General features: G+C 67.6%; 19 protein-coding genes. 2 read left to right on the forward strand and 17 right to left on the reverse strand.

Annotation, left to right across the window (positions count from 1 at the left end; genetic code table 11):
- Positions 1-10: 10 nt before the first annotated feature.
- The 4 genes from RCH07_RS03605 to pyrR are packed head-to-tail and all read right to left on the reverse strand — an operon-like array spanning position 11 to position 3,520.
- On the reverse strand, positions 11-529 hold the full coding sequence (locus tag RCH07_RS03605; RefSeq protein WP_326966105.1) for a PH-like domain-containing protein: 519 nt from the start codon (positions 527-529) through the stop codon (positions 11-13).
- Positions 529-1,896, reverse strand: coding sequence for a dihydroorotase (locus tag RCH07_RS03610; RefSeq protein WP_326966106.1), 1,368 nt, complete (start codon positions 1,894-1,896; stop codon positions 529-531). Before RCH07_RS03610 ends, RCH07_RS03605 begins: the two co-directional genes overlap by 1 nt.
- Positions 1,896-2,924: an aspartate carbamoyltransferase catalytic subunit gene (locus RCH07_RS03615; protein WP_326966107.1), complete on the reverse strand. Its 1,029-nt coding sequence runs from the start codon at positions 2,922-2,924 to the stop codon at positions 1,896-1,898. The genes RCH07_RS03610 and RCH07_RS03615 overlap by 1 nt, the downstream gene beginning before the upstream one ends.
- On the reverse strand, positions 2,921-3,520 hold the full coding sequence (gene pyrR, locus RCH07_RS03620) for a bifunctional pyr operon transcriptional regulator/uracil phosphoribosyltransferase PyrR (protein WP_326966108.1): 600 nt from the start codon (positions 3,518-3,520) through the stop codon (positions 2,921-2,923). The genes RCH07_RS03615 and pyrR overlap by 4 nt, the downstream gene beginning before the upstream one ends.
- A gap of 319 nt (positions 3,521-3,839) precedes the next feature.
- Here pyrR and RCH07_RS03625 point away from each other — a divergent pair, with 319 nt between their 5' ends.
- Both RCH07_RS03625 and RCH07_RS03630 read left to right on the forward strand, forming a co-directional pair.
- Entirely contained in the window at positions 3,840-5,474 is a 1,635-nt protein-coding gene (locus RCH07_RS03625) for an HNH endonuclease signature motif containing protein (RefSeq protein ID WP_326966109.1), read from the forward strand.
- Between the two features lie 141 nt (positions 5,475-5,615).
- Complete coding sequence (locus tag RCH07_RS03630) at positions 5,616-6,878, forward strand: PrsW family intramembrane metalloprotease (protein ID WP_326966110.1); 1,263 nt, start codon at positions 5,616-5,618, stop codon at positions 6,876-6,878.
- 90 nt (positions 6,879-6,968) lie between these two features.
- Here RCH07_RS03630 and nusB read toward each other — a convergent pair whose 3' ends face one another.
- The 13 genes from nusB to rpsD all read right to left on the reverse strand — a co-directional run bounded on the left by nusB (position 6,969) and on the right by rpsD (position 18,917).
- Complete coding sequence (gene nusB, locus RCH07_RS03635) at positions 6,969-7,379, reverse strand: transcription antitermination factor NusB (protein WP_326966111.1); 411 nt, start codon at positions 7,377-7,379, stop codon at positions 6,969-6,971.
- Positions 7,379-7,942: an elongation factor P gene (gene efp / locus RCH07_RS03640; RefSeq protein WP_326966112.1), complete on the reverse strand. Its 564-nt coding sequence runs from the start codon at positions 7,940-7,942 to the stop codon at positions 7,379-7,381. Before efp ends, nusB begins: the two co-directional genes overlap by 1 nt.
- 165 nt (positions 7,943-8,107) lie before the next feature.
- Positions 8,108-8,623: a tetratricopeptide repeat protein gene (locus RCH07_RS03645; protein WP_326966113.1), complete on the reverse strand. Its 516-nt coding sequence runs from the start codon at positions 8,621-8,623 to the stop codon at positions 8,108-8,110.
- Positions 8,623-9,714 carry a 3-dehydroquinate synthase gene (gene aroB, locus RCH07_RS03650; protein WP_326966114.1) on the reverse strand — a complete coding sequence of 364 codons (1,092 nt, stop codon included), beginning with the start codon at positions 9,712-9,714 and terminating at the stop codon, positions 8,623-8,625. The genes RCH07_RS03645 and aroB overlap by 1 nt, the downstream gene beginning before the upstream one ends.
- Before the next feature lie 12 nt (positions 9,715-9,726).
- Positions 9,727-10,266, reverse strand: a complete 540-nt coding sequence (locus RCH07_RS03655) for a shikimate kinase (protein ID WP_326966164.1) — start codon at positions 10,264-10,266, stop codon at positions 9,727-9,729.
- Positions 10,267-10,313: 47 nt separating this feature from the next.
- The gene (gene aroC, locus RCH07_RS03660; RefSeq protein WP_326966115.1) at positions 10,314-11,513 is read right to left on the reverse strand and encodes a chorismate synthase; all 1,200 of its coding nucleotides are present in this window, start codon (positions 11,511-11,513) and stop codon (positions 10,314-10,316) included.
- A 26-nt stretch (positions 11,514-11,539) separates the two neighbouring features.
- Positions 11,540-12,493 (reverse strand): shikimate dehydrogenase family protein, encoded by a 954-nt coding sequence (locus RCH07_RS03665; RefSeq protein WP_326966165.1) that lies wholly within the window; start codon positions 12,491-12,493, stop codon positions 11,540-11,542.
- Complete coding sequence (gene mltG / locus RCH07_RS03670) at positions 12,490-14,085, reverse strand: endolytic transglycosylase MltG (RefSeq protein ID WP_326966116.1); 1,596 nt, start codon at positions 14,083-14,085, stop codon at positions 12,490-12,492. Before mltG ends, RCH07_RS03665 begins: the two co-directional genes overlap by 4 nt.
- On the reverse strand, positions 14,066-14,680 hold the full coding sequence (gene ruvX / locus RCH07_RS03675) for a Holliday junction resolvase RuvX (RefSeq protein ID WP_326966117.1): 615 nt from the start codon (positions 14,678-14,680) through the stop codon (positions 14,066-14,068). Before ruvX ends, mltG begins: the two co-directional genes overlap by 20 nt.
- A 2-nt stretch (positions 14,681-14,682) precedes the next feature.
- A complete protein-coding gene (gene alaS / locus RCH07_RS03680; RefSeq protein ID WP_326966118.1) occupies positions 14,683-17,361 on the reverse strand; it encodes an alanine--tRNA ligase in 2,679 nt (892 codons plus the stop codon).
- A 134-nt stretch (positions 17,362-17,495) separates the two neighbouring features.
- Entirely contained in the window at positions 17,496-17,750 is a 255-nt protein-coding gene (locus RCH07_RS03685) for a DUF6167 family protein (RefSeq protein ID WP_326966119.1), read from the reverse strand.
- Between the two features lie 21 nt (positions 17,751-17,771).
- Positions 17,772-18,146: a DUF948 domain-containing protein gene (locus RCH07_RS03690; protein ID WP_326966166.1), complete on the reverse strand. Its 375-nt coding sequence runs from the start codon at positions 18,144-18,146 to the stop codon at positions 17,772-17,774.
- A 144-nt stretch (positions 18,147-18,290) separates the two neighbouring features.
- Positions 18,291-18,917 carry a 30S ribosomal protein S4 gene (gene rpsD, locus RCH07_RS03695; protein ID WP_326966120.1) on the reverse strand — a complete coding sequence of 209 codons (627 nt, stop codon included), beginning with the start codon at positions 18,915-18,917 and terminating at the stop codon, positions 18,291-18,293.
- Positions 18,918-19,014 lie beyond the last annotated feature (97 nt).

Consider the following 19,014-nt stretch of genomic DNA (forward strand, 5'->3'; position numbering starts at 1 on the left):
CGTCACGTCGTTACTTTCCACTATCGGCGTTGGCCTGAGGGGCTGCGGAGATCAAGTCCTGCAGCGCGGTGAGGAGGGTTGTCTTGTCGTCGGCGTGCCGGGTGCGGAACCCGGTGTCCAGCTCGCGGGTGCCGAGCATCCAGCTGAGCACCAGCAGTCCGTTCCTTTCGACGAACTTGCCGGCCATACCGCTTTCCTGGCGCACGCCGGTGAGCCGGGCGGCCGGGATGAAGACCGGGCCCGCGCCGGAGCGCTCGAAGAGCACACCTTCGGGGTGGACGCTGAGTTCGGCGTTGGTGCGGAGCCCTAAGTTGTGGACGGCGATGCGGTCCAGCCAGTCGCCGGCGGTGGTGGAGGCGACGTACTGGCCATCGGCGGCTGCCAGCGGGGCGCCGAGCCCGGCGGGTACCTCGGGCAGCGGTCCGACGTCGGACTGCCGGCGCAGGCGGTTCCGCCAGCCGATGCCCAGCAGGGCAATGACGATGACGGCGAGCGAGAGCATCAACAGCCCGGGGAGCAGCCTGTCCATCAGTTGCGGCCCGCCGGTGCTGCGTCGGGAAGATCGGCCGGATACCGGTACGGGGTGTTGAGCCGGCCGTCGAGGACGGTCGGGTGGCCCTTGAAAAACGTTGCCACCACCTTGCCGGGCAGTTCCCGGCCGGAAAACGGAGAGTTACGGCCCATAGTTGCCATCTTAGAAGGGTCCACGGTCCAGCGCGCAGCCGGGTCCACCAGTATGACGTTGGCGGGTTCGCCGGCGTCGAGCGGGCGGCCCTGATCTTCCAGCCGGCCGATGGCGGCCGGGGCGGTGGAGGTGACGCGGGCGAAGTCAGCCCAGCCCATCAGCCCGGAATCAATCATGGTGTGCTGCACCACGGAGAGCGCCGTTTCCAGCCCGGTCATGCCCATCGCGGCCTGCGCCCACTCGCATTCCTTGTGTTCGCTCGGGTGCGGGGCGTGGTCCGTGCCGACGACGTCGATGGTGCCGTCGGCCAGCGCGGCGCGCAGGGCCTGCACGTCCGCGTCGGTGCGCAACGGCGGGTTGACCTTGTACACGGGGTCGTAGCTGCGGGCCAGTTCATCCGTCAGCCAGAGATGGTGCGGGGTGACCTCGGCCGTGACGTTGACGCCGCGGGACTTGGCCCAGCGCACGATTTCCACCGAGCCTGCGGTGGAGACGTGGCAGACGTGTAGCCGGGACCCGACGTGCTGGGCGAGCAGGACGTCGCGGGCGATGATGCTTTCCTCGGCGACGGCGGGCCAGCCGGCGAGGCCAAGGACGGCGGAGACAACGCCTTCGTTCATCTGGGCACCGGCCGTGAGCCGGGGTTCCTGCGCGTGCTGGGCCACCACGCCGTCGAACGCCTTGACGTATTCGAGCGCGCGGCGCATGAGCACGGGATCGTGCACGCAGACGCCGTCGTCGGAAAAGACCCGGACCCGGGCGCGGGAATCGGCCATCGCGCCGAGTTCCGCGAGCCGCTCCCCCGCGAGGCCCACCGTGACCGCGCCAACCGGGCGGACGTCCACCCAGCCGGCGGCGCGGCCCAGGGTCAGGACCTGTTCGACGACGCCGGCGGTGTCCGCCACCGGGGTGCTGTTGGCCATCGCATGCACGGCCGTGTAGCCGCCCAGGGCCGCGGCGCGGGTGCCGGTCTCGACCGTTTCGGCATCTTCGCGGCCGGGTTCGCGCAGGTGGGTGTGGATGTCCACCATGCCGGGCAGGGCAATGAGGCCTGCGGCCTCAATCACGGTGGCGCCCTCGGCTTTGAGGTTCTGTCCGCGTCCGGCGATGATCCCCGCGCGGATCAGGAGGTCTTCGGGGGCTCCGCCGAGGATGGCGGCGCCGCGGATCAGGTAGGCGCCGGCGCCGGCGTCCTGTTGCTGTGATGCCATCAGTGGCTCTCCTTGGTGACGGTGGCGGAGTTGGTGGGGGAAGCATTGGAGGTCCCGGCCGGCCCGCGGGTATCCCCGGAAAGCAGCAGGTACAGGACGGCCATCCGGATGGAAACGCCGTTGCGGACCTGGGCGAGCACGGTGGAGCGCGGCGAATCCGCGGCCGCGGAGGATATCTCCAGGCCCCGGTTCATCGGTCCCGGGTGCATGATGATCGTGTCCTTCAGGCCAAGCCGGTCGAGGGTGCGGAGCCGGTTGTCGTCGAAGCCCCAGCGGCGTGAATATTCACGCGTGGTGGGGAAGAAGGACGCGTTCATCCGTTCCCCCTGCACCCGGAGCATCATCATCGCGTCAACGCCCCCCGCGAGGGTTTCGTCGAGGTCGTAGCTGATGGTGCAGGGCCACTTTTCGACGCCGACGGGCAGCAGCGTGGGCGGCGCCACGAGGGTGACTTCGGCGCCCAGGGTGCGCAGCAGCCAGACGTTGGACCGGGCCACCCGGGAATGCAGCACGTCCCCGGCCATCGCGACGCGCATGCCCTTTAAGTCCGCCCCGGAGGACGGCGTGCCGGCCAGCTTCGACCAGTGCCTGCGCATGGTGAACGCGTCCAGAAGGGCCTGGGTGGGGTGTTCGTGCGTGCCGTCGCCGGCGTTGATGACGGCAGCGTCGATCCAGTCGGTGGCGGCGAGCCGGTGCGGGGCGCCGGAGGCCCAGTGCCGGATGACGACGGCGTCCGCCCCCATGGCTGCCAGCGTCTGGGCCGTGTCCTTGAGGGATTCGCCCTTAGAGACTGAGGAGCCCTTCGCGGCGAAATTGATGACGTCCGCGGAGAGCCTTTTGGCGGCGGCCTCGAAGGAGATCCGGGTGCGGGTTGAGTCCTCGAAGAACAGGTTGACCACGGTGCGGCCGCGGAGGGTGGGGAGTTTCTTGACCTCGCGCTCCCCCACGGCGGCCATTTCCTCGGCGGTGTCTAGGATCCGGATGGCGTTGGACAGGCTCAGGTCTTCGGTGGCGAGCAGGTGCTTCATACGGTGGCCTCGATAACCACTTCGTTGACGGGCACACCGTCGGCGGAGTCGGTTTCCTCGAGCCGGACCCGGACTTTCTCCGACGAAGAGGTGGGGAGGTTCTTGCCGACGTGGTCCGCACGGATGGGCAGTTCCCGATGGCCGCGGTCGATCAGCACGGCGAGGCGGACGATGCGCGGCCGGCCGAGGTCGATGATCGCGTCGAGGGCGGCGCGGATGGTCCTGCCGGAGTAGAGGACGTCGTCGATCAGCACCACCACCTTGTTGTCGATGCCGGTGCGCGGCAACTGGGTGGGATACGGCGGGCGCATGGCCTGATGGGAAAGGTCATCGCGGAACATCGTCACATCGAGCTGGCCGACAATAGCGGCCGGGTCCACGGTGGGATCTGCGGCCGCAATCTTGGCGGCGAGCCTGACGGCGAGCGGGTAGCCCCGCCGCGGGATGCCCAGCAGGACCAGGTCCTGGGAGCCCTTGTTGGACTCGAGAATTTCGTGGGCGATACGAGTGAGTGCACGGTCGATATCCGCCTGGCTGAGTACTACTCGGGTGAGTACAACCTTGGCCGGAACCGGTGCTTCTGGAACAGAAGTCAACGCTCGTCTCCCCTTTCCCCGCCTCACGGGACGGAATTAAAAAAGGATTGTTTGCGCTCTCAAATTACCACAGCGGGGCCCGCGCCCGGCGCCGAAGTCCTCACCGGCGACCGCCACCAGTCCGAGGTCAAGGCCGGATTCCGGACCGGGGACCCTTGCCGACCAGGACAAAGGCCACCGCACCTGCCGCGGTTCGGAAAACTCGCGCTGTACCCGGGTCGACGCGTCCTGCCGTACCCGGGCCAACGCGAAACCGAAGGCGACGACCCCCGCCTCAGCACCACCTCCAATTGTCGGTGCTCCCTGATCTAATTGAGGTATGGAAAGCAGGGCAGCGTGGAGTGCGGAGAGCAGGGCGGCCCTGGCGGCGGTCGCGGCGTCCGCTGCTGTGCTGGCTGCTCTCATCGGCGCTGGCGCGGACCACCCTGATCCGTCCGGTGCCGGCGCGCTGCGGGACGCTGATCCGTCCGGCGCCGATTCAGTGCTAGGCGCCGACACTCTGGGGGACGGGGATCCGGTGCGGGATCTGGCCGATGATTGCCTGGACGCCCTCGCGGACGTGGCCCGGTTGGAGGCCCGGACCGCGGCGCTGAAGGTGCGGCTGGCCGCGGACTACGTCCAGGCCACCCTGTCCGTGGTAGCCCCGGGAGCGTCCCCGCAGGAACGCACCATGCAGGAAATGGCGCTGACCGCAGAGGTCGCCTGTGTCCTGACTATCAGCGAACGAAGCTCCCGGGCGCTCCTGGCCGACTGCCAGGCCCTGACGACGGCGCTGCCGCTGACCCTGGGAGCGTTGCAGGCCGGGGCGATCTCCTGGGCCCACGCCCGGATCATCTGCGAGGAAACCAGCACCCTGGACGCGTCCGGGGCGGCCGGGCTGGAAGCGCACTTCCTGGACCCCGGCGCGCCGAACCCCGCCCGCGGGGCCCCGCCCGGGGAGCTCGTGCCGTCCCGGTTCCGCGCCAAAGCCCGCACCTGGCGCGAACGCCACCACCCGGTCAGCATCGAGACCCGCCACAGCAACAGCGCTGCGGACCGGCGGGTCGAGTACCTCCCGGACCGGGACGGCATGGCCTGGCTCTCCGCGTACCTCCCGGCCGGCACCGCCGCAGGGATCTGGGACCGGGCCACCGCCGCCGCCCGCGCCCTCCAAAACCCTGACGAGGCCCGGACCCTCGCCCAGCTCCGCGCCGACATCACCGCCACCTGGCTCCTCACCAACGGCGTCACCTGCGGACCAGACGAAAGCGGAATACCGTCCCCGCGGGCGCAGGTCCTGATCACCGTCCCGGTCCTGTCCCTCCTGGGCGTCACCGGGGAACCGGCCATGTTGGACGGGTACGGGCCGATCCCGCCGTCCATGGCCCGCCGCCTGATCGCCGAGGGCGCCGAGTCCTTCCACCGGGTCCTGACCGACCCCCGGGACGGTACGCCCCTGGAAATCGGGAGGACCAGCTACCGCCTCACCAAAGCCCAGCGTCAATGGCTCCGGCTCCGCGACGGCAGATGCCTCTTCCCGGGCTGTAACAACCACTCCCTGGACAACGACGCGGACCACCTCCTGGCCTGGGCCGACGAAGGCACCACCGGCATCTCCAACCTCGGACAAACCTGCCCCCGCCACCACCGCCTCAAACACAACACCGCCTGGACCCCTGCCGGGGCCGGCAAGGACAGCCCGCCAGGATGGACCTCACCCACAAACAGGCACTACCCCAGCGAACACCAAGACTGGGAACCACCCCACTGGCCCGACCACACCCTGACCACAGACGCAGCTCCTGACCCGGACCCGGACCTGAAACTGCCCCCGGACCCTTTCCCCGACTGGCAACAATTCACGGCCGGGCACCCCTGGGCCGCCGCAGAAACGGACCGCCCGACCTGGCCAGAGCCCCCAGAGGGCACCACCCCGGAGTGGCTCCTTTTCTTGACGGCCCCGGGCAGTAGCTGACCCGAAAGTTGCGGCGTCAATGTCTCGTTGATTGGATGATCCGGCCGGCCGGCGCTGCAGCAGTAGTTTACCCGTGTCTGTTGCAGGAGTTCGAGGGTCAGCTCGCCCTCGATACCTGGGGAATCCCATAGGCTCTTGTGCATGACGAGCCACAATCCTCGGTCCGGGCGCCGGGCGCCGCTGTCGGAGCAAGCCAACCCGAGCTGGATGGGGCATATCCCGGAGGAGAACTACCGCCCGGCACCGGTGAACTCCGCGGGCCGGCTGCGTGCCGATCTGCCGCCCGCTCTGCCGCCTGCCCTGTCCCCTGCCCCTCCGGGCGCCGGAAGCAGGCGCTCCGCCGGTGCGGTCGGCCTCGTGGCAGCCGGGGTGGTGCTCGGATTCGTCAGCCTGTTCTTGGTCCTCCCCTTCCTCCTGGTCAACACCGGTGTCACGGGTTTCGTCGTAGGATTCGTCGCCTCGCTGCTGCCGCTGGGAGCTGTCCTCTTCGCTGTGCGTGTCATCGACCGCTGGGAACCCGAACCCCGGCGGCTGTTGCTCTTCGCTTTCATCTGGGGAGCCAGTGTCTCGATTTCTGTGACGATGCTGATCCAGCCGTTCTTTTCTCTCGCAGCCGGACCCGCCTCCGGGCTGGATGCGCAGACCTTTGCCGTCACGGTCCAGGCGCCGGTGGTGGAGGAATTCGCCAAGTCGCTGGGACTGCTTTTGCTGGTGCTGTTCGCGAGGAAGCACTTCGACGGGCCGGTCGACGGCGTGGTGTTCGCCTTCACAGTCGCGGGCGGCTTCGCCTTCACCGAGAACATCCTCTACTTCGGCCGCGCCATCGCCGAGTCCAGCGACCCTGGCACGGAGCTGGCCATGGTGTTCTTCCTCCGCGGGGTGATGTCGCCCTTCGCCCACGCCATCTTCACTGGCACCACCGGGCTGATCATGGGCTTCGCCGCGCGGCGCGGGAACACGGGGCTGGCAGTGGCGGCGTTCGGCGTCGGACTGGTTCCGGCGATGCTGCTGCACAGCGGCTGGAACAGCATGGGCCGGAACTTTCTGGCGCAGTACGTCCTGGTCCAGGTTCCAATCTTCCTGCTGGCCGTGCTGGTGATCGTGCTGCTGCGGGTCGCGGAGAACAGACTGACCCGGCAGCGGCTCCGCGAGTACGCGGCGGCGGGCTGGTTCACCGCGGCCGAGGTGGATCTGCTGGCCACCGGCGCCGGCCGCCGCTCGGCCCTGCGCTGGGCCAGGTCCGGCGGCCGGGGCCCGCAGATGAAGGCATTACTCCATGCCGCCACCCGGCTCGCCTTCACCCGGCAGCGGATCCTCAGCGGCCCGGACGTGCGCGCCCACCAAATCGACGAACAGCACCAGCTGGCCGACGTCGCCGTCCTCCGGGCCGCCGTCATCCGCTAAGTACGCCGACCGGCCGGACACAGGACCCGGACATAGCAAGAGCCCCGTTCAGGATCACCCGAACGGGGCTCTTGGACACTGGAAGGGGCTTCAGGCCAGCAGCGACGGCTTCAACTGCTGCAGCCGGCCCAGCAGGCCGTTGATGAACGACGGCGACTCGTCCGTGGAAAGTGTCTTGGCCAGCGCCACGGCCTCGCTGACAGCAACGCCGTCGGGGACGTCATCGTTGTAGAGCAATTCCCAGGTGCCGATCCGCAGGATGGTGCGGTCCACCGCGGGCATCCGCTCCAAAGTCCAGCCCTGCGAATAGGTTTCCAGGAACTCGTCGATCGCAATCCGGTGGGAGACGACGCCTTCAACGATTTCAAGCGTGTACGGGTTGACGATTTGGTCCGTCTGCTCGCGGCGGGCCTTCAATACATCGAACGCCGAGACGTCGCGCTGCTCCGCCTCGAAGAGAACATCCAGGGCCCGGTTGCGGGCCTTACCGCGTGCACTCACTAGTCGTTGACCCGGCCGAGGTAGCTGCCGTCGCGGGTGTCCACCTTGACTTTGGTGTTGTTCTCGACGAACAGTGGCACCTGGATCTCGTAGCCGGTTTCGAGTGTGGCGGGCTTGGTGCCGGCCGAGGAGCGGTCGCCCTGCAGGCCCGGCTCAGTGTATGTAATTTCCAGTACGACGCTCGGGGGCAGCTCGATGTAGAGCGGGTTGCCTTCGTGAATGGCGATGTTAACCATCTGGTTCTCGAGCATGAAGTTGGTGGCGTCGCCCACTGTCGCGCCGGAGACGGTCAGCTGGTCGAAGTCGGACGTGTCCATGAATACGAAGTCGACGCCGTCCTGGTACAGGTACTGGTAGTCGCGGCGGTCAACCGTGGCGGTCTCGATCTTGAGTCCGGCGTTGAAGGTCTTGTCGACGACCTTGCCGGACATCACGTTGCGCATCTTGGTGCGCACGAAGGCGCCGCCCTTGCCGGGCTTCACATGCTGGAACTCAATGATGTTCCAGAGCTGGCCCTCAAGCTTGAGGACGGTTCCGTTCTTGATGTCGTTAGTGGTTGCCACTGTATCCTCTGGTTTCTTCTCTGACGGGTTCGAGCTGCGAGCCGGTTTGCCAGGCAAGCATGCCTGGCGGCCTGCCAGCGCGTATTTATCAAAAATCCAAGAGCCATTCTACCGGTCTTGCCGGACAGCCGCCGGACGGGCCGCCGGCCGGGCCGGGAAGCATCCTCAGGAGGCAAGATCCAAGACCTCGCGGGCGCGCTGCAGCTCCACCGTGGCGGCGTAGATCATGGCAGCGTCGGCGGAACCGGCCACACGCAGGTCCAGCGCTTTGGCAAAGGAGTCGACGGCGGCGGCGATGTTGCCGCCGGCGAAGTGGGAGCGGCCCAGGTGCTCGAGGATGGCGGCTTCATCGGCGGTGCCCCGGGTTTCGGCCAGCAACTGCCGGAACAGGTCCACGGCCCGGTCCGCCCGGTGGGAAACGCGCAGCACGTCGGCTTCGAAAATTCGCAACCGCAGCGAATCCGGGTCCTTGTAGCGGGCTTCGGCGAGGAGTTCCGCGGCTTCCGCGGCATGCCCTTCGACGAGCCGCACGAAGATCAGGCCTCCCGGATCCGTCGAGGCCGCGAGGGCATCGGCGACGGTGTCCTGGTTGACGATCTGGGGCACCAGGTTCTCCGGATTGATGCGGATCCCGGGGAATCCGCCGTCCGGCCAGTCGCTGGTGCCTACGAGGTTCGGCATCAGGAGGCGATCTCCTGGTAGGCGGCGAACAGCAGGGAGGTGTCCGGGACGTCGAGGATGCCGGGGCGTCCGATGCCGTCGAGCACAACAAAGCGCAGCAGGTCGCCGCGGGATTTCTTGTCTCTCCGCATGCCGTCCAGCAGGGCCTGCCAGCGGTCCCGCCGGTAGGTGAGGGGCAGCCCGAGGCTTTCGAGGATGGTGCGGTGCCGGTCCGCGTCGGCGTCGCTGAGGCGGCCGACGCTGCGGGCAAGTTCGGCGGCGAACATCATGCCGACGGACACAGCGGCGCCGTGGCGCCAGGAGTAGCGCTCGGCGAGTTCGATCGCGTGGCCCAAGGTGTGGCCGTAGTTGAGGATCTCGCGCTGGCCGGTTTCCTTGAGGTCCGCGGACACTACCCGCGCCTTGACCGTGATGGCCCGTTCGATCAATTCCCGCAGGGTGCCCGAGCGGGGGTCGGCGACGGCGGCCGGGTCCTTTTCGATCAGTTCGAGGATGGCCGGATCGGCGATGAAGCCGCATTTGATGACCTCGGCCATGCCGGAGATGATCTCGTTCTTCGGCAGCGTGTCGAGGGTGTCGAGGTCCGCGAGGACACCCGCCGGCGGGTGGAAGGCTCCGACGAGGTTTTTGCCTTCCGCGGTGTTGATGCCGGTCTTGCCGCCGACGGCCGCGTCAACCATGCCGAGCAGGCTGGTTGGCATGTGGATGACCTTGACGCCGCGCAGCCAGGTGGCCGCCACGAAACCGCCGAGGTCGGTCACGGCCCCGCCGCCGACGGCGACGACGGCATCGGAGCGGGTGAAGTCGTTCTGGCCCAGTACCTGCCAGCAGAAAGACGCCACCTCTATGTGCTTGCCTTCCTCGGCGTCGGGGATTTCGGCGGTCAGCGCCGTGAAGCCGGCCGAGGCGAGCTCCTCCCGAACAGTGTCGCCGGTCAGCCGGAGCGCCCGCGGGTGGATCACCAGGACCCGCTTGACGCGCTCCCCCAGCAGGCCCGGGAGGCTGGACAGCAGGCCGCGGCCCACCACGACGTCGTACTTCTCGCCGGGTGTCTGCCCGGTGACGGGGATGACGGTTGATTCGGTAGTCACGTATTAGCTTCCTTAGTCGCCGCTGTTGTGGTCGCCGCTGTTATGGGGGCCGCCTGGCATCTTCCGGGCGGCCAGCTCCCGCAGCGCATCTTCCAGCCGGCGGGCGATGTCCGGGACGGTTCCGACCCGGACATCGACTACCAGGTCGGCGAGCCGTTCGTAGACCGGCCGCCGGGTGGCGAACAGTATCTTCCAGCGTGCCATGGCATCCCCGGCCAGGAGCGGCCGGGCTGAATTCCTGGCGATGCGTTCCGCCACGGTGCTCGCGTCGCATTCGAGATACACCACTGTGCACAGCGCCAGCAGCTGCTGCGTGCCGGAGTCCAGCACGGCGCCGCCGCCAAGGGAGATGACCGTGTTGGTGCCCTGGCCGTGCTCGATCGCCCGTGCCACTGCCCGCGCCTCCAGCTCACGGAAAGCGATTTCGCCGCGGCCGGTGAAAATCTCGGCTATGGTCCCGTGGGCGGCAACAATCACGGCGTCGGTGTCCACGAAGGCCGCCCCCAGCCGCAGCGCGAGCTGCTGTCCGATGGCTGATTTGCCGGCCGCCATCGGCCCGATCAGGGCAGTGGGCCTGTGCACTGTGTTCACTGCCGGCACTACAGCCCGATCGAGTCCAGGGACGCCGGAATGTTGTCCAGATAACCCTTGAGGTTTCGGGCGGTTTCCTGCACCGAATCGCCGCCGAATTTTTCCGTGACCGCTTCGGCGAGGACCAGTGCCACCATGGCCTCGGCGACGACGCCGGCGGCCGGCACCGCGCAGACGTCGGAGCGCTGGTGGTGGGCCCTGGCGGCTTCCCCGGTGCTGACGTCGACGGTCTTGAGCGCCCGCGGGACCGTGGCGATCGGCTTCATGGCTGCACGGACGCGCAGTACGTCGCCGATACTCATGCCGCCTTCTATACCGCCGGCACGGTTGGACGTGCGGATGATCTTTCCGTTTTCGTCCTTGACGATCTCATCGTGGGCGGCGGAGCCGCGCCGGGAGGCGGTGCGGAACCCGTCGCCCACCTCGACGCCCTTGATCGCCTGGATACCCATCAGGGCGCCTGCCAGGCGCGAATCGAGGCGGCGGTCCCAGTGCACGTAGCTGCCGAGTCCCGGCGGCAGTCCGTAGGCGAGGACTTCCACTACACCGCCGAGGGTCTCACCCTCTTTGTGCGCGGTGTCCACCTCGGCCACCATCGCATCAGAGGTTTCGCGGTCGAAGCAGCGCAGGGGGTCGGCGTCGAGGGCCAGGACATTGTCCGGGACCGGCAGCGGCCGGCCTTCCGGGACGGCGGTGCTGGCAATCGACACGGTGTGCGAGACAAGTTCGATGCCGAGCTGCCCGAGGAACGCGGCGGCCACGGCGCCCAGCGCCACGCGGGTGGCGGTCTCACGGGCGCTGGCGCGCTCCAGCACAGGCCGGGCCTCGTCGAAGCCGTACTTCTGCATGCCGGTGAAGTCGGCATGGCCGGGGCGCGGCCGGGTCAGCGGGGCGTTGCGTGCCAGGTCGGCGAGGATCTCCGGGGCCACGGGGTCGGCAGACATAATCTGCTCCCATTTGGGCCATTCGGTGTTGCCGATCTGGATGGCGACGGGGCCGCCCTGGGTCACGCCATGACGGACGCCGCCGAGGATAGTGACCGCGTCCTGCTCAAATTTCATCCGCGCGCCGCGGCCGTAGCCCAGCCGGCGGCGGGCCAGCGCATCGACGATCCGGGCACTGGTGAGTTCAACACCGGCGGGCACGCCTTCAATAATTCCGACCAGTGCCGGACCATGGGATTCTCCGGCAGTCAACCAACGCAACATAAAATCCATCCTGCCATGTAAGGCGCTCAGAACACCCGCCGGGGTGCCCCCACTGCGTCACACATCACATCTATGACCCCGGCCGGCACGGCGTCGCCGAGCCGGGTGAAGTGACGGACTTGTTCCACAGCCTGGTAGATCAGCATCTCGAGGCCGGGAACGACGGTTCCGCCCGCATCCTGCCACACGGAGGCAATCCGGCTGGGCCAGGGATCGTAGGCAACGTCCAGCAGGACTCCGGGGTGCGTCCGCGCGGCGGCCGGCATATCCTCCCCCGTCACATGCTGCGTGAGGTCCCGCTCAAATTCCTGCGCCAGGTCCGCCGCCAGGGCGTCCGCGGCGCGGGGCGGCAGGGTGGAGATAACGACGTCGGCCGCGGCCACGGCGGCCGCCGCACCGGCGATCGGAAGCACTGTTATGGGAAGTCCGACGGCGGCGGCGGCGGCGCGCGCCTCTGCCGCTCGGCCGATATCCCGCACGTAGACCTCCGCCGACAGGGCTCCGAGTTCCGTGAGGGCCGCGATGGCGGCGGCAGCGGTCCCGCCGCCGCCGAGGATGACGGCGACGGGAGCGGACGCCGCCCGCGCGTGCCGCAGCGCGTTGACGATGCCGGCGACGTCGGTGTTGTACCCGACGAGTCGGGTGGTGCCGCTGTTGGCACCGGAAGGGCCTCGTCCGGAATCATCGGGCTCAAAGGCGACGGTGTTAATGACGCCGAGAGCGCGGCCCACGCCGCGGACCTCGTCCACCTCCGCCACCATCGCGGTTTTCAGCGGCATGGTGACGGACAGCCCCCGCCAGCTGTCGCCCTGGCCCACCGCTTCCCGGATCCGGACCATCAGGGACGGCAGGTCCGCCTCGGTCACATCGATCGCCGAGTAGTCCATCGCCACCCCGAGGTAGGCGTAGGCAGACCGGTGCAGGGCCGGGGACTTCGAATGGCCGATCGGATGCCCAAGGACGGCGGCCCGCAGCGTCACACGCAGCGTCCGGGATTGGCCTCGCACCAGGAGTTGTACTTGTCAACGTGCGTGTTGTGCTCCGCGAGGGTCTTGGAGAACTTCGTCTCCTTGGTGTCCAGGTTGATGGTCACCCAGTACAGGAAATCGTTGGTCTTGGGCTTGGCGGCGGAATCAATAGCCGTCTTGCCGGGCGATCCGATGGGTCCCGCCGGCAGGCCGGTGTTGGCATAGGTGTTGTAGGGGTTGGACTTGTCGGCCTTCTGCGCTTCATCGATGTTGAAGCTCCGGATACCCAGGCCATAGGTCACCGTGGCATCGGACTGGATCAGTCCGTTGGTCTCGGTGTTGTTGGCCTTGAGCCGGTTGTAGATAGCGCCGGCCACATCGCCGTATTCAGCCTGGCCGCCTTCGGCCTGGACGATGCTGGCGATCGTGACGACGTCGTACTGCCTGGCCGGATCAGTGACGCCCTGGGACTTGAGCTCGTCCAATGTGGTGGTGACCAGCTTCTGGAGGATGTCCTTGGCCGGGGTGCCGAGCGGGAACCGGTATTCACCCGGGGCGAGGAAGCCCTCGAGGTTCTTCGACTTGGCCGGTACGCCGAACTGCGCGGGGGAATCGGCGAGGGTCTTGAGTTCCGACGCCGGAAGTCCGGTACCCTCGGCGATGGCCTGCAGGGATTCGCCGACCCTGAGTCCGGCGCTGAGGGCGAAGTACATAACCTTGCCCTTATCCTTGTTCAGCAGCACGTCCACCGCGTCCGAATTATTCATCTCGTTGCGCATGATGAAGTCGCCGGGGCTCAGGGCTCCGCCGGAGGCGGCAAAGTCCCTGAGGAAGGTGTCCGCGTTCGCGATGACCTTCTTCTCCTGGAGCTGGCTGGCCACGGACCTGGGACCGGCACCAGCCGGGACGGAAATTGTCACCTCGCCGGTGCCGGGGCCAGGATAGTCGGCCGGTGTGTCACCGCCGAGCAGTGGCTTCAGGAACTGCGCACCGACGACGATCGCGACGACGAAAACAGCCAGGGTCAGGAAGAGCGCCAGGAAACGGCGGCGACGACGGACCTTCTTGGACGGGCGTTTGGGCGTGCGGACAGAGGAGGCTCCGGCCATCAGGTCGTGCCCGGCTTCCTCGTGGGGTTCGTCCGGGTGCTGCCCATCGGCGTCGTCCGGGTGGAGAGCATCCTCGTGGTGGAGTTCGTAGCCGTGCTGCAACTCGGCGTCGGCCGGGTGGAGCAAGGATTCTTCACGCGAGCCGCCGGCAACATCGTGGACAGGCTCATCGTGGACGGGCTCGGGGTGCACAGGCTCATCGTGGACGGGCTCGGGGTGCACGGGCTCATCGTGGACGGGCTTGGGGTGCACGGGCTCATCGTGGACTGGCTCGTCGTGGACTGTGGGTTCCGCTGCGGGACGCTCCGGGGCAGCGGCCGGCACGGCGGGGGGCGGCGCCGGGGCGTCCTCGCCGGTCTCGAAAGCCTGCGGCGGGATGGCGTCCTGGTCCTGCGGCGAGAAAAACTTCTCGCGGGCCCTGGTCTCTTTGCGCGTCAGCGGTAGACCGGTGCCGAAAGCTTCACCAGAGGAGTCGTCATTGTTGGCCGGGCTCACTGTAGCCTTCCATTTTGTGCAGTTCGCGGTGTGCAGATTGCATGTTGACTTCCGGAGCGGCCTGAGCGCCGTCTCCGGTTGGCCCCGGCGCGGACTCCGCGTACACGCGGCTTCCGACCTCCGTCCCCCTGGCCTTTTGCATATCGATCGCATGTTGCAGGATACCTGCGGCCGCAACCTGATCAACTACTTTACGGTGATTCCGGCTGCTCATGCCAGCCTCGTGCAGGTTGCGGTGCGCCGTGACCGTGCTCAGCCGCTCGTCCACGAGCCGTACCGGCATCCCGGAACCGCCCTCCCTCAGTCTACCGGCCAGTAGCTTTGCGTACTCCGTGGCCATCCGGGCGGACGCATGCTCCTCGCCCTTCATCGTCCGCGGAAGGCCCACGAAGATCTCCACCGCATTGAGCTCAACGGCCAGGGCCGCGAGGATCCGCACATCGGTATTCTTCTTTGTGTTCCGATCCAGGGTCCGCAGGGGGGTCGCCAAGATACCGTCGCGGTCGCAGACCGCGACGCCTACCCGGACCGTGCCGACGTCGACCCCAAGCTTGACACCCTGGGGGTAGTCGCCGGGCACTGCAGCTTCAGTCATGTCTAGCGCTTGGCAATGGAATCGACGACGGCGGTGAGTGCCGCGCCCACCTTTGAAGTGTCGGTGCCGCCGCCCTGCGCGACGTCGTCTTTGCCGCCGCCGCCGCCGCCGAGGATTCCGGCTGCCAGGCGCACGAGTGCGCCTGCTTTGACGCCGGCCGCGCGGGCAGCGTCGTTGACGGCGATCAGAATAACCGGGCGGTCGTTGCTGACGCCGGTCACCGCGACGGCGGCGGGCTCGGAGCCGAGCCGGGTCCGCAGGTCCAGGGCCAGGCCGCGCAGCTCATCCGCGCCGTTGACCTGGCCGGCGTCGTGAGCGATGACCTTGACGCCGGCGGCGTCCTGGGCAGTTCCGGCGAGCCGGCCGGCGGCGGCCGTGAGCTGCTCCTTGCGGAGCCGGTCGAGCTCCTTCTCGGCCGTCTTGAGCTTGCTGAGGGTGCTGGCGATCCGCTCCGCGAGGAGCCCGGACGGGACCTTGAGCAGCTCGGTGAGCTCAGTGACGAGGGCCCGTTCGGCGGCAAGGTGCCGGAAGGCCTCCATGCCCACGAAGGCCTCGACGCGGCGGTTTCCTGAACCCACGGACTGGTCTCCCAGCAGGGACAGGCTGCCGATCAGCGCGGTATTCCCGACGTGGGTGCCGCCGCAGAGTTCACGGGACCAGGCGCCGTCGATCTCCACGACGCGGACCTCGTTGCCGTAGTTCTCGCCGAAGAGCGCCATGGCGCCGAGGGCCTTGGCCTCCGCGAGCCCCATGACTTTGGTTTGCACCGGATAGTTGTTCCGGATGGCGATGTTGGAGACTTCCTCGATCTCGGACCGGGTGGCGGCGCTGAGGCCTTCGCCCCAGGCGAAGTCGAAGCGCAGGTAGCCGGCCTTGTTGAAGGAGCCGCGCTGCAGCGCCTCCGGGCCGAGGATCTGGTGCAGGGCCGCGTGCACGATGTGGGTGCCGGTGTGCGCCTGCTCGGCGGCGTGGCGGCGTTCCCGGTCCACTGCTGCCTGAACTTGCGAGTCGGCACCGATTTCGCCTTCGCGGACGATTGCCTTGTGCACGCTCAGGCCCTTGATGGGGCGCTGGACGTCCAGGACCTCGACGACGAAGCCGTCGCCGGTAATCAGCCCGGTGTCGGCCGCCTGGCCGCCGGCTTCGGCGTAGAACGGCGTCTCGGCCAGGACGAGTTCGATTTCCTCGCCCGTGGAGGCCTGGGCAACCTTCCTTCCGCCGGCCAGGATGCCGCGGACCCTGGACTCGCCGCTGAGTTCGGTGTAGCCGGTGAAGACGGTCTCGCCGGCGGTGAGCAGCTCCTGGAAGGCGCTGAGGTCGGCGTGGGCGCCTTTCTTGCCCTTGGCATCGGACTGGGCGCGCTGGCGCTGTTCCAGCATGAGCTTGCGGAACTCGGGTTCGTCCACCTTCAGCCCGGCCTCATCCGCCATTTCGAGCGTAAGGTCGATCGGGAAGCCGTACGTGTCGTGCAGGGCGAAGGCGTCGGCGCCGGAGAGCGGGTGCCCGGCGGCCTGGGATTCCTTGACGGCGTCCTCGAGGCGGGCCGTGCCCGAGGCGATGGTGCGCAGGAACGCCTTCTCTTCGGCGTAGGCAATCCGGCTGATCCGGTCGAAGTCCGTCTCGACGATCGGGTAGACGCCTTTCATGGCGTCGCGTGATGCCGGCAGCAGCTCCGGCAGGCAGGCCTTTTCGACGCCGAGCAGGCGCATGGAGCGCACGGCGCGGCGGATAAGCCGGCGCAGCACGTAGCCGCGGCCTTCGTTGGACGGGGTGACGCCGTCGGCGATCAGCATGAGCGAGGAGCGGATGTGGTCGGCGACGACGCGCATCCGGACGTCGTCGGTGTGATGCGGGTCCGCGGCGGACTCGGCGGAGGTGTATTCCCGGCCGGACAGTGCTGCGGCCCGGTCGATCACGGGGCGGACCTGGTCCGTCTCGTACATGTTCTCGACGCCCTGCAGGATCATGGCCAGGCGTTCCATGCCGAGGCCGGTATCGATGTTCTTCTTCGGCAGTTCGCCGGTGATGTCAAAGTCCACCTTTGAGCGGACGTTGTCGATCTGGTACTGCATGAACACAAGGTTCCAGATTTCGACGTAGCGGTTCTCGTCCGCGATCGGGCCGCCCTCGACGCCGTAGGACGGTCCGCGGTCGTAGTAGATCTCGGAGCAGGGTCCGGCCGGACCCGGCTGGCCGGTGGACCAGTAGTTGTCCGCCTTGCCCATCCGCTGGATCCGCCCGGCCGGCATGCCGGTGTTCTTCAGCCAGAGCTGCTCGGCCTCGTCGTCCTCCTCGTAGACGGTGACCCACAACTGTTCGGGCGGAAGGCCGTATCCGCCGTCGTCAACGCTGCTGGTGAGCAGTTCCCAGGCGAACCTGATGGCGTCTTCCTTGAAGTAGTCGCCGAAGGAGAAATTCCCACACATCTGGAAGAAGGTGCCGTGCCTCGCCGTCTTTCCGACTTCCTCGATGTCGCCGGTCCGGATGCACTTCTGCACGCTGGTGGCCCGCTTGAAGGGGGCTTCCTCACGCGCGGTCAGGTAAGGGATGAACGGGACCATACCGGCCACCGTGAACAGCAGGGAAGGGTCGCTGGAGACCAGGGAGGCGGAGGGGACCGCCGTGTGGCCCTTGCTGACAAAAAAGTCGATCCAGCGCTTGGTGATCTCCTGCGACTTCATGAGCTGATTACGTACCCTTCACTATTCATTGCGGTCGTGGTCCACGCGCGTAGTCCGCGGAACAGTCTGATCCCGGCCGTCGGCCGTGCCGGCTGCCCGTTCTCCGGGTGCCGACCGTATTAATTCTCCCCCGGCTAGCGCCGGACTGCATCCCGGGCGCCGACGGCAATATCTGCGCCAGCGTCAATACCCAAGGCACTGCGAAGTTCGGTTTCGCGCTCCTGCATGCCTTCGCGAACGGCGTCGGCGAAGTCGTAAAAGCCGTCGGCCAGCCGTCCCACGGCCCGGTTCAGCCCCTCCGGGCCCAGGTTGGACCGGGTCTCGGTGATCTTGCGGAAAGCGATGACGCCGATGGCGACGCCGATGCCCATCCAGATGATTCTGTTCATAGTCAGGTTCTCCAGCTGGGCTTAGCGGCTGCGGCGGCCGGTGGCGGGCTTTTTGCGGGCGGTGAAGGCGGAGCGCACGCCGTAGCTGAAGGCGGCCACCTTGATCAGCGGCGAGCCAACGGTGGCGGCCACGAGCGAGGACAGCGCCGAGATGTTGGCTGAGGCGTCCGAGACGTTGTTCGCGATCCCGTCCACCTTCTTCAGCTGCTGATTGGTGGTGGAGACGGTGGCGGTGACTTCGTCCATCAGCGGGGTGGCGCCGTCACTGATCGAACGGATGGATGTCCGTACTTCGTCAAACACTCCCCCGAGCTTCAGAATCGGCACGGCGAGCAGCAGGACCAGCAGTGCAAACACCCCGGCCGCGAGCAGGCCGGCAATATCGCCACCAGACATAGTCTTCATCTCCTTGTTACGTCGTCTTGCTGCGGCTTCCACCGGCTGATCCAGCCGGCAACCGCAGAACTCCCCCAAATACCTTACATACAAAGAAGCCCGCGGCGCGTGCCACGGGCTTCTTTGTCAGGTGTTGCGTTGGATCTAGCGTGCGTAGAATTCCACAACAAGCTGCTCTTCGCAGGTCACGGGGACCTCGGAGCGCTTGGGGCGGCGCACCAGGCGGGCCTGCAGGGCGTCAAGCTTGACGTCCAGGTACGCCGGAACCATCGGCAGGACGTCGCGGTGGGCGCCGGCTGCTGCAACCTGGAACGGGGGCATGGGCTCGCTGCGGCTGTGGACGTGGACCAGCTGGCCCGCGGCGACGCGGAACGACGGGCGGTCAACGCGGATGCCGTCAACCAGGATGTGGCGGTGCACAACCAGCTGGCGGGCCTGGGCGATGGTGCGGGCGAAGCCTGCACGCAGCACGAGGGCGTCAAGACGCATTTCGAGCAGTTCGATCAGGTTCTCACCGGTCAGGCCCTTGGTGCGGCGTGCTTCTTCGAAGGCACGCGTCATCTGGGCTTCGCGGATGCCGTACTGGGCGCGCAGACGCTGCTTTTCGCGCAGACGTACGGCATAGTCGGAGTCCTGCTTCTTGCGGGCACGGCCATGCTCACCGGGGCCGTACGGGCGGCGCTCCATGTACTTGGCGGCCTTGGGGGTCAGAGCGATGCCGAGTGCACGCGAAAGGCGTGCGGTACGGCGAGCACGAGTGTTGTTAGCCACTTGTGTCCTTCCAATATCTGCGGTGTGTCAGTGTTACTGGCCTCCATCATGGAGAGCATCGGCCAACCGCTGCCTTTTGCTACTGGGCACCGGGCGC

The organism is Arthrobacter sp. CG_A4 (assembly GCF_035985125.1).
In the GTDB taxonomy this organism is placed as follows: domain Bacteria; phylum Actinomycetota; class Actinomycetes; order Actinomycetales; family Micrococcaceae; genus Arthrobacter.